General features: G+C 62.8%; 15 protein-coding genes. 8 read left to right on the forward strand and 7 right to left on the reverse strand.

Annotated elements, in window-relative coordinates; genetic code table 11:
• Positions 1-17: 17 nt before the first annotated feature.
• From xseA to ACXYMS_RS08255, 3 genes are read left to right on the forward strand one after another with little or no spacing between them, the layout of a single operon-like run.
• A complete protein-coding gene (gene xseA, locus ACXYMS_RS08245) occupies positions 18-1,634 on the forward strand; it encodes an exodeoxyribonuclease VII large subunit (protein ID WP_458905331.1) in 1,617 nt (538 codons plus the stop codon).
• A gap of 48 nt (positions 1,635-1,682) precedes the next feature.
• Positions 1,683-1,904 carry a DUF2093 domain-containing protein gene (locus ACXYMS_RS08250; protein ID WP_458905333.1) on the forward strand — a complete coding sequence of 74 codons (222 nt, stop codon included), beginning with the start codon at positions 1,683-1,685 and terminating at the stop codon, positions 1,902-1,904.
• A gap of 11 nt (positions 1,905-1,915) precedes the next feature.
• On the forward strand, positions 1,916-3,067 hold the full coding sequence (locus tag ACXYMS_RS08255; protein WP_458905334.1) for a hypothetical protein: 1,152 nt from the start codon (positions 1,916-1,918) through the stop codon (positions 3,065-3,067).
• A 3-nt stretch (positions 3,068-3,070) separates the two neighbouring features.
• Here ACXYMS_RS08255 and ACXYMS_RS08260 read toward each other — a convergent pair whose 3' ends face one another.
• On the reverse strand, positions 3,071-3,310 hold the full coding sequence (locus ACXYMS_RS08260; protein WP_458905335.1) for a DUF4170 domain-containing protein: 240 nt from the start codon (positions 3,308-3,310) through the stop codon (positions 3,071-3,073).
• Between the two features lie 3 nt (positions 3,311-3,313).
• The gene (locus tag ACXYMS_RS08265; protein ID WP_458905337.1) at positions 3,314-4,186 is read right to left on the reverse strand and encodes a 3'(2'),5'-bisphosphate nucleotidase CysQ; all 873 of its coding nucleotides are present in this window, start codon (positions 4,184-4,186) and stop codon (positions 3,314-3,316) included.
• 253 nt (positions 4,187-4,439) lie between these two features.
• Between ACXYMS_RS08265 and ACXYMS_RS08270 the strand changes: the two genes are divergently transcribed.
• Entirely contained in the window at positions 4,440-4,955 is a 516-nt protein-coding gene (locus ACXYMS_RS08270) for a DUF6101 family protein (RefSeq protein WP_458905338.1), read from the forward strand.
• A gap of 89 nt (positions 4,956-5,044) precedes the next feature.
• Here ACXYMS_RS08270 and ubiA read toward each other — a convergent pair whose 3' ends face one another.
• On the reverse strand, positions 5,045-5,971 hold the full coding sequence (ubiA, locus tag ACXYMS_RS08275; protein ID WP_458905339.1) for a 4-hydroxybenzoate octaprenyltransferase: 927 nt from the start codon (positions 5,969-5,971) through the stop codon (positions 5,045-5,047).
• A gap of 225 nt (positions 5,972-6,196) precedes the next feature.
• Here ubiA and ACXYMS_RS08280 point away from each other — a divergent pair, with 225 nt between their 5' ends.
• From ACXYMS_RS08280 to ACXYMS_RS08295, 4 genes are all read left to right on the forward strand, one after another.
• Positions 6,197-6,946: a 16S rRNA (uracil(1498)-N(3))-methyltransferase gene (locus ACXYMS_RS08280; protein WP_458905340.1), complete on the forward strand. Its 750-nt coding sequence runs from the start codon at positions 6,197-6,199 to the stop codon at positions 6,944-6,946.
• Positions 6,947-7,108: 162 nt separating this feature from the next.
• Complete coding sequence (locus ACXYMS_RS08285) at positions 7,109-8,479, forward strand: glutamate--cysteine ligase (protein WP_458905341.1); 1,371 nt, start codon at positions 7,109-7,111, stop codon at positions 8,477-8,479.
• Positions 8,480-8,597: 118 nt separating this feature from the next.
• Positions 8,598-9,869, forward strand: coding sequence for a phosphoribosylamine--glycine ligase (gene purD / locus ACXYMS_RS08290; RefSeq protein ID WP_458905342.1), 1,272 nt, complete (start codon positions 8,598-8,600; stop codon positions 9,867-9,869).
• Between the two features lie 139 nt (positions 9,870-10,008).
• A complete protein-coding gene (locus tag ACXYMS_RS08295) occupies positions 10,009-10,887 on the forward strand; it encodes a patatin-like phospholipase family protein (RefSeq protein WP_458905343.1) in 879 nt (292 codons plus the stop codon).
• Positions 10,888-10,890: 3 nt separating this feature from the next.
• Here the strand turns inward: ACXYMS_RS08295 and ACXYMS_RS08300 are convergent, their stop codons facing one another.
• Genes ACXYMS_RS08300 through ACXYMS_RS08315 form a run of 4 tightly spaced genes read right to left on the reverse strand, consistent with a single transcriptional unit; the run spans position 10,891 to position 12,995 of the window.
• Positions 10,891-11,862, reverse strand: a complete 972-nt coding sequence (locus ACXYMS_RS08300) for an NAD(P)-dependent alcohol dehydrogenase (RefSeq protein ID WP_458905344.1) — start codon at positions 11,860-11,862, stop codon at positions 10,891-10,893.
• A gap of 5 nt (positions 11,863-11,867) precedes the next feature.
• Complete coding sequence (locus ACXYMS_RS08305; protein ID WP_458905345.1) at positions 11,868-12,287, reverse strand: DUF6326 family protein; 420 nt, start codon at positions 12,285-12,287, stop codon at positions 11,868-11,870.
• The gene (locus ACXYMS_RS08310; RefSeq protein WP_458905346.1) at positions 12,280-12,531 is read right to left on the reverse strand and encodes a helix-turn-helix transcriptional regulator; all 252 of its coding nucleotides are present in this window, start codon (positions 12,529-12,531) and stop codon (positions 12,280-12,282) included. Before ACXYMS_RS08310 ends, ACXYMS_RS08305 begins: the two co-directional genes overlap by 8 nt.
• Positions 12,531-12,995 carry a hypothetical protein gene (locus tag ACXYMS_RS08315; RefSeq protein ID WP_458905347.1) on the reverse strand — a complete coding sequence of 155 codons (465 nt, stop codon included), beginning with the start codon at positions 12,993-12,995 and terminating at the stop codon, positions 12,531-12,533. The genes ACXYMS_RS08310 and ACXYMS_RS08315 overlap by 1 nt, the downstream gene beginning before the upstream one ends.
• Between the last annotated feature and the right edge of the window lie 165 nt (positions 12,996-13,160).

The raw sequence follows: 13,160 nt of genomic DNA on the forward strand, positions 1-13,160 counted from the left end.
TTGTCGCACCACAGGGCATGACTGAAACGCTTACCAACGCTGCCGAATTTACCGTTTCCGAGATCGCCCAGGCGGTGAAGCGGACGGTGGAGGACGAATTCGGCCATGTGCGGGTGCGCGGAGAAATTTCCGGCTTTCGCGGCCAACACTCTTCGGGCCACGCCTACTTCACCCTCAAGGATGATGCGGCCTCCATCGATGCGGTGGTGTGGAAGGGTAGCTATGGCCGGCTCGCGTTCAAGCCCCAGGAGGGGCTGGAAGTCATCGCTACCGGGCGGCTGACTACATTTCCGCGTTCATCCAAATATCAGATCGTGATCGAGAATATCGAGCCGGCTGGTGCCGGGGCGCTGATGGCGCTGCTGGAAGAACGCCGGAAGACGCTGCTGGCCGAGGGGCTGTTCGCACGGGAGCGCAAGCGGCCCCTGCCCTACCTGCCGCGCGTCATCGGCGTCATCACTTCGCCGACCGGCGCGGTGATCCGCGATATCCTGCACCGGCTCGACGACCGCTTCCCCAGCCATGTGCTGGTGTGGCCGGTGCGGGTGCAGGGCGAGACCAGCGCGCCCGAAGTGGTCAATGCCATTGAAGGCTTCAACGCCATGCTGACCGATGGGCTCATTCCCCGCCCCGACCTGTTGATCGTGGCGCGCGGCGGCGGCTCGATCGAGGATCTCTGGGGCTTCAACGAGGAAGCGGTGGTACGGGCTGTTGCGGCTTCCGGCATTCCGGTCATTTCGGCCGTGGGTCACGAGACCGACACCACGCTGATCGACTATGCCTCCGACATGCGGGCGCCGACCCCGACCGCGGCCGCCGAGGCCGCCGTGCCGGTGCGGGCCGAACTCATCGCCTATGTCGATGACCAGGGCAGCCGACAGCGGCAGGCCGCGCGAAGGAGCCTTGCCAGCCTGAAGGACGGGTTGCGCGCCGCCGCCGCGGGCCTGCCGCGCCCGGCCGACCTGGTATCGACGCAGCGGCAGAGCCTCGACATGGCATCGAGCCAGTTGTCGGGCGCGCTCCGCCATTTCGTCCAGGCCCGGCGCATTGCCTTTTCCAACCTTGCCGCCGCCATGCAGCCGCGCCTGGTGCGGCAGAGGCATGCGGAACTGGGCGAAAAGCTGGTCAATCTCAATCGGCGTGGCCAGTCCGGGCTAGTCAAGAGCGTCGAACGCGCGCGACTGACCTTCGATCCGTGCGCGCGCCAATTGCCCCAGGCGGTGGCCACTTCGCTTGAACGCAAGCAGACAACGCTGGGTCGGTTGTTGCCGCGCCTGTCGGCACAACCGCTCCGCGCCGATCTCCGCCATGCGCGGGGCCAGCTTGTGCCCTTGAGCCAGCGCCTCGAGCTTGCCGGCGGGCAGGTGATCGTCACGCGCCGCCAACAATTGGAGCAATTGCGCAAGCTTCTGGAAACCCTGAGTTATCGCAATGTCTTGGCGCGGGGCTATGCGCTGGTACAGGACGATGGAGGCAATGTGGTCAGCAGCCAGTCCGCCGCCCGGCCGGGCGGCGCGCTGAACCTGAGCTTTGCCGATGGCGAGGTGGGTGTCATCGTGGCAGGGGCTCCGGCGCCGCGCCGCAAGGCGACCCGGTCCGGACCTGATGATGGAACACAGGAAAGTCTCTTTTGAAGAGCGGCGCTGTCCGATATACCAGCCGCACAGGCAAGGAATGATGGCATGAACATCTTCGACAAGGGGTTTGCCCCCGCCGAGGCAAGCCTGCGCTATCTCGACGGCGACTATGTCGTGCTCAAGCCCGGCAGCTTCGTGCGCTGCGCGATTTCAGGCAAGCCGATCCCGCTGGATGAATTGTTTTACTGGAGCGTCGACCGGCAGGAGCCCTATGCCGATGCCGTGGCTGCCCACACCGCATTCGAGCGTTTCGGCCGGGGTCACTAAGGGTGACCAAGGTGGCGTCGCGTCAACGCTTCCTGGTCATTTCCAACGGACACGGTGAAGACGCCATTGCGGCCCAGTTGATCGCAAGGCTTCCCGCACAAGTGTCCGCCGATGCCTATCCGATGATCGGCAGCGGCAAGGCTTATGACAGCATCTGTCCAGTGGTCGGGCCGCGCGCGAGCCTGGCTTCGGAGGGCTGGCGCAATGTGAAAGGTTCACTGCGCCGCGACATCGTCAATGGGGGCCTCCTCACAATCCCCCCGGCGCTGAAATTCCTGCGCGCAATGCGCGGGCGCTATGATCGCGTCATAGTTGTGGGCGACATGGTGGGGGTGCTGGCGTGCCTGGTCACCGGAAACCGGGAACTCATCTATATCGACGTCTACAAGACCGGTGCCGCGCGACTCTATTCGTCGCTGGAACGGATGGCCATCAAGCGGGCCTGCGCGCTGGCCTTCTGCCGGGCCGACAACCTCGCCGCGCTGTTGCGTCAGGGCGGCGTGGATGCCCGGTCCGCGGGCAATCTGATGATGGATACCATTCCGCGCGGTGATTACGACGCGGCGGCGCGGCGCACACAGGCGCTGGCGGTTACGCTGCTGCCCGGCAGCCGGGCGCTGACGGGGGAAAGTTTTGCCCTGCAGATCAATGCGCTGCGACGCGTTCCGGTCGAGCACCGCCCCGATATTTTCCTGGCCGTGGCCGGCAATGTCAGCGTCGAAGACCTGGCGAAGGCCGCCGGCCTTGCCCGCATGCCCCTGCTCTCCAGCGAACCAGACGATCTGGGGACGCTCAGCGGCGATGGGCTCGTGGTGCATATGGCGCGGGGCCGCGCCATGGGCAATCTGCTCGATGTGTCCGACATTGTGCTGAGCCAGGCCGGCACCGCGAGCATCCAGGCGCTGGGGCTTGGCAAGCCGGTCATCACCTTTGTCAATCAGCGCGACCGGCGCTCGCGCTTCGAGGATGAGCAGAAGCTGTTCGGACCGGCGCGGGTGGTGGTGGATGCCGAAATCGGCAATGTGGCCATGGCGCTCAATGACCTGCTCGGCAATTCCGAAGAGCGGGCGCGGCTGGGCTCCATTGGCCGGGAGCGCATTGGCGGCCCGGGCGCCCTGGCCGCCATTCTTGCGGCATTGGAGCTTTCCGCGCCGAAAGTCTGAGATTTATTCGCCGGCGCTATCGGGGTCGAGCAGGCGATGCAGATGCACGATGAAATAGCGCGTCTGGGCGCTGTCGACGGTCATCTGCGCCTTGGCCCGCCAGACTTTTTCGGCTGCTGCGTAATTGGGAAATACGCCGACAATGTCGACCTTCTCCAGATCGGCAAAGGTCACGCCATCCAGGCTTGAGAGTTCGCCACCGATCACGAGGTGCAGCAGTTGCTTTTCGGTCTTGTCAGCCATCGGTCAGTCCCGCGTTTGAGGCAGTTGAGTGTTCGCGACGCCGACCGCGCCATGGTTCGGCGCCTCCTCGAGAGGAGGGCAGCCATAGACCGTTCGCAGCGCCGCATGCACGACCGGTTTTAGGCTCATGTCGCCCAAAGCCGCAAGCGCGCCGTGACGCACATCTCGTTTGTTCAATTGTGGGAACCCGGTGCATACATCAGCGAAATCCAGCCCGCATTCATTGAGGATCACTGCCGCGCCGGCAATGTCCCAGTCCTGCGCGCCGCGCCGGGCCACTGCCGCATCAAGCCGGCCGGTTGCCACCTGCACCAGCCGATAGGCCAGCGAAGGATAGGCCGGGCCACGGGTATAATCGAGCCCGGCCGCCTGCAATTCCTGGTGCACCGCACCGGGTGCCGGGATCAGGGGCGATGCGCCGGCGCGACGGGTGCGGGTCAGGGGCTTGCCATTGATCCGGGCACCGCCGCCCTTGAAGGCTTCATAGAGTTCGTCGCGGGCCGGGGCATAGACGACGCCAGCCACCGGCACGCCATGCTCGACCACCGCCAGCGACACAGTCCAGTAGTCTTCGCCGCGGAGGAAGGCCCGAGTGCCATCGATGGGATCGACTACAAAGACGCGTTCGCAATCGAGCCGGCTGGGATTGTCCGCCGTTTCCTCGCTCAGCCAGCCGTAGCTGGGTCGCGCCTGCAACAGATTGGCGGCCAGGAACCGGTCGACAATGATGTCGGCCTCGCTGACCGGGGAGGCATTTTCCTTGGTCCAGCTCTTTATGTCGCGCCGGAAATAGCTCGAGGCGATAATGCCCGCTGCCACCGCCGTGGAGCGGAGCAGTTCCAGATCGTCTGAATAGGGTGGGGCGAAAGCCGGCATTATCCGGGCCTTTTAGGCCCCGCAACGGGTTTGGACAAGTGCGCCGGAGCGGGCTGGCAAAATGACAGGGTAAACGGGTCGCCAAGCGACGGGGTTAACCGCTCCTGACTATGTGCAACACCCTGCTAACCCTCCGGGAAAACAACATAAACTTAACCGAACCGATTAAGGGGGCGGGTAAGAGGGTGCGCTAGATTGGCCTCACAAACGGAGCGCAAAAAACAGCTCTCGAAGTTACAGGAAGGCATCAAAAATGGTTCATGGCGTTGCGATGGAAGGTTCGTCAGTGGTTCTGGCCTTCGGCCGCCCGACTATTGCCGAGCGCCGCTTCATGGCGGCCAACGACAATGGTCCCAGGGATCCGGTCAAGACCGTGACGGTTCGCAAGCAGCTCGAACAGAGCGGCGTGGCGATCAAGATCAAGGTCCCGGTTACCGAATTCATCGGCGTCGCCGTGGCAACCAGCATTTCCGAAGAGGGTATGCTGACCAGTTCGATCGAATTGGTCCATTCTGACGGGGAGCTGAACTACAAGGTCTTCGAGGAAGAGGGCAACCACAACGTCGTGGCCGAATGGCAAAACTGGGGCAAGAAGCTCCGGCTGCCGCTGTTCATCAAGGCCGGCGACGGCGCTTATATGCCCTATAGCCAGCAGGTCGATGGCGTCATGCTCGGCAGCCCGACCCCGCGCCGGAAGCTCGCCGTCGAGGCCTCGCGCCGCCCCCGGTTCCTCAACCGCCGCAAACCCGGCCGGGCCGACGCCCACTAGGCGCTGGCCACAGTTTACCTTGCCTCCAAAGCAAGCTCGAAAGGGTCGACCGGTGGTGCGGTTGGCCCTTTCGGCTTGTCCAGGCTCGCCTACCAGACCCACTCGGCCAGCAGCGCCAGGGTCAGGGCCATGCCGACGTAGTGATTATTGTAGAAGCGGTGGAACGGGTTTAGCGGCACCGCCCTGTCCAGCGTCCAGAGCTGCCAGGCCATGAGGCCTGCCGCCACCAGTGAAAGCGCCGAGAAGACCATGCCGCCACCGGCCATGAGCGAGGCGATGTTCCAGAGGACTAAGGCGCAAGCATAAAGCGCCGCCACGGCCGGGCGGACACTGGCGCCGAAAAGGCGCGCCGTCGACTTCACCCCCACCAGGGCATCGTCCTCGATATCCTGGAGGGCATAGATGGTGTCGTAGCCGATGACCCAGAGGATGGTGCCGGCATAGAGCACCAGCGGCGCCCAGCCCAGGCCGCCGGTCTGGCTGGACCAGCCCACAAGCGCGCCATAGGAGAAGGCGAGGCCCAGAAACAGTTGCGGCCACCAGGTGATGCGCTTCATGAAGGGATAGATAGCCACCAGCACCAGCGAGGCGATGGCCGCATAGACGGTGAAACGGTTGAACTGGAACAGCACGGCAGAGGCCAGCAGGGCCTGGGCGATGAGGAAGTAAAAGGCTTCCTGCGTCGTTACCTGTCCCGAGGGAATGGGCCGCGAGCGGGTGCGCGCCACAGCCGCGTCGATGTCCCGGTCGACAATGTCGTTGAAAGTGCAGCCGGCACCGCGCATCAGGATGGCGCCGATGAACATGAGAATTGCCGCCCACCAGCCAAATCCCAGCTCGGGCTGGGTCAGCGTGGCCAGGCCAATGCCCCAGGCGCAAGGCCAGAATAGCAGGTAAAAGCCGATGGGCCGGTCCCAGCGCGCCAGCCGGCCATAGGGCTTGATCGCGTCGGGCGCATAGCGATCCAGCCAGTTGTCCTTGGGGGCGTCGGCGACGGTGCCGGTGGGGTCGGTCATGGTGTGCGTATCCAGATCGCGTTTCGCGCCCTCGTGGTTCAAGGCTTTGCCCTGCAAAGCACCTCACCATGAGGGCTCCTGAGAATGCGGTGCCCGTGGAGCCCTCGTGGTGAGGCGGGAGCGCAGCGACCCTCGAACCACGTGGGCGCGGCTCCGATGCTCCTTGCATCGACGTGTTGATCAGTCCTAACTGCGCCGCAACAGCCACGCAACTGATCAGCCTTCATGCCTCGCAGCCATGCCCATCTTCCGCGCCTTTTCGTCGAACCGGACCTGGGCGTCGGCATCAGTCTGACCCTAGGCAAGGACCAATCGCTTTACCTTGCCGCAGTGCTGCGCAAGGCCGTAGGCGATGAGGTGGTGTTGTTCAACGGCAGGGATGGCGCCTGGCTCTGCCGGCTGACCGGCGATTCGAAAAAGTCCGTTGCACTCGAATCGGTCGAACAGATTGCCCCGCAAACTCCGCCATCCGATCTCTGGTATGGCTTTGCCCCGCTCAAGAGCGAGCGGCTGGACTATGTGATCCAGAAGGCGGTCGAAATGGGCGTGGGCATTATCCAGCCGGTGATGACCCAGTTCACCCAGGTGCATCGGTTGAAACCCGAGCGGCTGGCGGCCAATGCCATTGAGGCGGCCGAGCAATGCGAAGTCCTTTCCGTGCCGGTCCTGGCGCCGGATATTTCTCTCGGCCAATTGCTCGAAGGCTGGGTACAGGCCCATGGCGATCGCAAACTGGTCTTTGCCGATGAAAGCGCAGCCTCGTCCTCGCCCGTGACAGCGCTGGAACAACTCAAGGGACAAAGCATTGGCCTGTTGATCGGACCTGAAGGCGGATTTTCCGATGCGGAGCGAGAAAAATTGATGGCCCAACCCTATGTTGTCCCGATCAGCCTCGGGCCTAGAATCCTTCGCGCCGACACCGCGGCGGTGGCCGCATTGGCGGTCATTCAGGCGATCATCGGTGATTGGCGATAAAAGGCGATTGCTTTCCGCCTTGCTCTCGCTATTTTGCCGCCCCAACGGAGCCTTCGCGTCTGGATAGCGGAATGCTCCATTTTGTTCGCCGCGTTTCCGAACCGAATAAGTGGTAGCCACTTTTTCTGGAAACGCTCTTCACCCCTCAACCAAGAGGACTTCATGGCCGGCGCCGACACTTCTTCGCCCTTGATCGAATCGCGGGCCGACCTGATCGAGGCAATGGAGCGCGGCGCCAAGCCAGCGGACCAGTGGCGCATCGGCACCGAACACGAAAAGCATGTGTTCCACACCAATCCGCTGCGCCCCGTTGCCTATGAGGGCGAACAGGGCATTCGCGCGCTGATCGACGGCATCGAGAAAGAGACCGGTTGGCATCCCTTTTATGATGGGGACAATCCCATTGGGCTGCGGAACGACGAGATCGCCGGTGGTATCTCGCTCGAACCGGGCGGGCAGTTCGAGCTTTCCGGTTCGCCCATGGTTGACCTTCATGGCACGGCAGATGAACTGGCCGAGCATATGCGGGTAGCCAAGAAGGTCGCCGCGCCGCTCGATATTCATTTTCTCGGATTGGGTGTTACCCCGCTCTGGGCGGTGGACGAGATCAAGTCCATGCCCAAGTCGCGCTATGCGATCATGACCAAATATATGGGCGAAACCGGCACGCTGGGCACATCCATGATGTATCGCTCGGCCACGGTGCAGACCAATCTCGACTTTTCCAGCGAAGCCGACATGGTCAAGAAGCTGCGGGTGTCGCTGGCCTTGCAGCCCATCGCCACCGCGCTCTTTGCCAATTCGCCCTTCGCCAATGGGCGCGATACCGGCTATCTCAGCTTCCGCAGCGAAATCTGGCGCAATACCGACGACAATCGCACCGGCATGCTGCCCTTCGTTTTCGACGAGGGGTTCGGCTTCGAGCATTATGCCGATCACGCCCTCGACGTGCCGATGTATTTCGTCATCCGCGACCACAAATACATCAATGTGGCTGGCGAGAGTTTTCGCGACTTCCTTGATGGACGGCTGCCGCAACTGCCGGGCGAAAAACCGACAATCAAGGATTGGGAAGATCATCTTTCGACCCTGTTTCCGGAAGTGCGGCTCAAGCAGTTCCTCGAAATGCGCGGCGCCGATATGGGCGACGAGGCCCATGTGGTGGCGCTTTCGGCCTTCTGGACGGGCCTCCTCTACGATGACATCTCGCTCGAAGCGGCCTGGGAACTGGTCCGGAACTGGACCAACGACGAGCGCGAATATCTCCGCCGCGAAATCCCGCGCCTCGGCCTTGCCACACCATTCGATCGCTCCAGCATTTTCGATGCCGCCGCCCAGGCCGTGGGCATTGCCGAAGCGGGACTCGTCCGCCGCAACCGGCTCAATGCCCAAGGCCAGGACGAAACCATCTATCTCGCCCCGCTCGAGGAAACCATTCGCTCAGGCAAATCCCCAGCCGAACGCTGGCTGGAGAAGTTCCGCGGCGAGTGGAACGGCGATGTGACGCCGATCTTCACAGAAGCGGAGATGTAGGGGCCACAAAGGTCACCCTACCCGGCCTGGTGACGAGCGCCGCAACGGGGAGGCAAGAAGACTTGCCTCATCCGCCGCTCTCGTGCATCACGCCCGAACACAGGCACGGAGGCAGCTTATGCGCGTTATGGTCGTGGGTTCGGGTGGACGCGAGCATGCGCTGGCCTGGAAGATCGCGCAGTCGCCGCTGGTCGAGGCGCTGTTCGTGGCGCCGGGCAATGGCGGCAGCGAAAAGGTCGCCACCAATGTCGTGGTCGATATTACCGACCATGATGCCGTCATCGCCGCCGCGCAGGAACACAATATCGACTTCGTGGTCGTGGGGCCGGATGCGCAGGTGGTAGCGGGACTGGGTGATGATATTCGCGCCGCCGGCATCACCTGCTTCTGCCCGAGCAAAGCGGCGGGCCAGCTCGAAGGATCGAAAAGCTTCACCAAGGCGCTGTGCGACGAATTCAATATCCCCACCGCCGCCTATGGGCGGTTCGAGGACGAGGCTTCGGCGCTGGCCTATCTCTATACGCAAGGCGCGCCCATAGTGATCAAGGCCGATGGCCTGGCCGCGGGCAAGGGCGTCACCGTCGCCATGAGCGTCGAGGAGGCCGAGGAGGCGATCATCGATTGTTTCTCGGGCCTGTTCGGAGCTTCCGGCGCGGCCGTGGTGATCGAGGAATTCATGGAGGGCGAGGAGGTCAGCCTGTTCGTCCTGACCGACGGCAAGGACCTGCTGCCCCTCACCACCGCCCAGGACCACAAGCGCGCCTTTGATGGCGACAATGGCCCCAATACGGGCGGCATGGGCGCCTATTCGCCGGCACCGGTGATGACCCGCGACATCTACGACGAGACCATGGCCCGCGTGATCGAGCCAACGGTGCGCGGCATGGCGCAGCGGGGGACGCCCTATGCCGGCGTGCTCTATGCCGGGCTGATGCTGACCGAGGATGGTCCGAAGCTGGTCGAATACAATGCCCGCTTCGGCGACCCGGAATGCCAGGTGATGATGCTGCGCATGGAAAGCGACGTGGTCCCCCTGCTCCACGCCGTCGCCACCGGCACGCTGGCCGGGCACGACGTCAGCTGGAAGGATGAATATGCCCTCACGGTCATCATGGCGACCAAGGGCTATCCCGGCGACTATGGCAAGGGCAGTGAGATCCGCGGCGCCGACGGCCTCGACAGCGGCACGCTGACCGTGTTCCACGCCGGAACGAAGCGCCAGGGCTCGCGTTTACTGGCCAATGGTGGGCGCGTGCTCAATGTCACGGCGCTCGGGGCATCGGTCAAAGAGGCACAGGAACGTGCTTACACGGGCGTGGACGCGATTGACTGGCCAGAAGGCTTTAGCCGGCGGGACATTGGCTGGCGGGAAATCGCCCGCGAACGCTGAACCATTCTTCAATCTTACTGCATTAAGCTCTCTTCGAACCGTCTTCGATACGGCCACGTTGCAACGTGATCCGACGCCTCTCCAGAAGCGCGGCATGGCGTTGGCGGACAGGCTGCGCAAGGGTGGGGAGCGTGCCAGGATGAACACGACCAGCGGGCCGAGGATCGGCGTTGCACTTGGGGGTGGCTCGGCGAGGGGTCTGACCCATATTCCCTATATCGAGGCCATGGACGAGCTTGGCCTCAAACCCTCGGTGATTTCGGGAACCTCGATCGGGGCGCTGATCGGTTCGGGTTGGGCATCGGGCATGTCAGGCAAGGAGCTGCGCGAACATTCTTTCGAAGTGCTGGGCACTTTACGCACCATTGCGGCAAAGCTCTGGGCAACCCAGATCCGCGGCATTGGCGGACTGCTGAAGAACGGCATTTCCATGCAGCTCGACGCCAATAACATTGTCGATGCCTTCCTGCCTGACAATTTTCCGCTCGAGTTCCACGAGCTCAAGGTGCCGCTGTACGTGGTGGCCACCGATTTCCAGTCCTGGCATCAGGTGGTGTTCAATTCGGGCCTCTTGCGCCCGGCCATTGCAGGTTCGCTGGCAATTCCCAGCTTTTGCAAGCCAGTGGTTTATGACAATCACCTGCTGGTCGATGGCGGGGTGGTCAACCCGCTGCCGCTCGACCAGGCCGATATCGACACCGACTTTCTGATCGGCATTGACGTGGCGGGCGACCCCTCGGCGAACCTCACCAAGACCGACCACAAAGCCCTCGACATCTGGTTCGGCTCGGCCCAGATCATGATGCACTCGCTGACCGCCCATATGATGGCGGCCTATCCGCCCGACATCTATATCCGGCCCCATGTGGGCAGTTTCGGCGCCATGGAGTTCTGGCGGGTGCGCGAGATTATCGCCCATGCGGATACCGAAAAGGACCGCTTCAAGTGGATGCTAGAAAAGAAGATAGAGGCCTATATCCAGAACCAGGTCCCGGTCATCGATAGCAATCCGAAGTGAGAGTCATTCCGCCACGGCGATGATGACGCTGCCGCGCTTGCGGCCCGTGTCGACATAGGCGTGGGCCGCCGGCATGTCGGCGAAGGCAAAGACCTTGTCGATATGAGGCTGATAATGCCCCGTGGCCGCCAGCCGACCAAGCTCGATCACGTCTTCATGGCTTTCCGCTGCCGGACCGGCGATCATGCGCCGCCCATCCGGTCCCTTGCGCAGGCTGCCCAGCATTTCCTTCACGGCCCCGGCAATGGCGAGATAACGACCATCGGGCTTGAGCAGTATCTGCGCCCGCGTAAAATCCAGCGCGCCCACAGCATCGGCGACGATGTCGAAGCGCCCGGGCAGAGCGCCGATGTCAGTTGTTGTGTAGTCGATGACGCGATCCGCCCCCAGCGACTTGACCAGATCCATGTTGCGGCTGCTGGTCGTGGCGGTCACTACGGCCCCCTGATGCCTGCCAATCTGCACCAGTGCCATGCCGACAGCACCCGAGGCGCCCAACACCAGCATGGTCTCGCCCGCCTTGAGGCCGGCCTTGCGCAGAAAGTGCAGCGCCGTGGTACCGCCAAAACAGAGCGCGGCGGCCTGATGGAAATTCAGACCTTCGGGGAGGCGCGCAATCGGACTGGTCTCTGGCAGGGCAATATATTCTGCATGGGCGCCCATCCTGCCGCCGGGAAAGGCATAGATTGCCTCGCCGCGCCGGAAGCGGGTAACCCCCTCACCAACCGCGTCGACCACGCCGGACAGTTCGGTGCCCAGGATCGGTTGGCGCGGACGGTTCCAGCCCAAAGCCAGCCGACCCAAAGTTTTCATCCCTGTAGGAAAATCGCATCCGCGCACCCGGACATCGCCGGAATTGACGCTCGTGGCATGGACGCGCACCAGCACCTGGCCGGGCTTCGGCGTGGGTCGTGGCGTCTTTTCGCGGCGCAGCACATTGGGACCGCCATAATTGCGGGCAAACCAGGCTTTCATGATCACTACCCGGCCACCAGCTGCGCGCGCGAGCTGCCGCGGTCGTCCTGCCAGCGCCAGGCAATCATGACGATTGCTGCCAGGGTGGCGATCTCGACGACGCTGAAAAAGGCGTAGTGCAGGGTCAGGCCGGGGCTCAGCACTGTGGCGATCTGTACCAGCGTCAGAGCGGGGGCCACAATCAGATTGCTCAAGCGGGCAAACCCATGCGGGGCAAACCGGCTAACCAGCACCATCACCATGCCGATCTCCATCAGGACGGAAAAGCCGAGCAGGAACTCCTGAGACATGGGCACGCCATCCACCTCGCCGGCCAGCAGCTGGTTCAGCGTCGGACCATGGAACAGGGTGAAGACATCGCAGAAGATGAAATTGAGAAACAGGAAGACCCAGATAATGGGGAGCGCACCACGGGCGTCAGTCATTGTCATTTCCAGTCGGTTTTGAGTGTGCGTCAGCCTTCCACTGGAAGACCGCACCGATATCGACGCCGAAGACCTCAGCGATGCGGAAGGCGGCCTCCAGCGAGGGCGAGTATTTGTTCTGCTCGATGGCCGCCACGGTCTGGCGGGTCATGCCGATGGCGTCCGCCAATTGCTGCTGGGTCATTTCGCCATGGTCGAAACGCAGGCGGCGGATATTGTTGGAGATGGGGGGCGGCGGGGGCATCAGGCCAGCATCCGGTACTGGATGATGATGATGATCTCGCGCACCAGCGCCGCAACGGCGGTGACGAAGAGGATGAGGTTGGCCAGCATGATTGCCGTGGCGCCCACCGGATCAAGGGTGAAATCGGCCCGGGCAATATCGGTGATCACTTTGCTCAGAAGAACCACGCCGACCAGGGCAATTTCCAGCAGGGCCAACCCGTAGCGATTGGAAATCGCCTCGATGCGCACTTCCAGCTCGTCGGCGGGCGGATCGAAATCCTGTCCGCCCAGCTGCGCGGCGATCAGCGCCCCCGGCAGCATGATGGCCACGGCGATGCCGAGGCACCAGAGGAAGCGCCAGAACAAGACGTCGCCGTTGAGATCCCGCGCCGCGAAGTCAGACCAGACGCTCCAGAAATACCAGCCGAAGATCACCAGGGAGGTGATCACCGATATCCAAGCGACTTTTTCCCGCATCGTCATTCGATGTCTCCATGGAAAAGATTACCGCCTCTATAGCGATCATTCCAAACATCGTGTCAATGATTTTTTACATGATGTTGGGTAGAGAGAACATCGAATCGCCATTCGCCGCGTCAGGGAACGGAAATTCCTGCCTTCGCGTGAATGACCCCGCGGTAGGGGCGC

It is taken from the genome of Devosia sp. CAU 1758 (assembly GCF_054482695.1).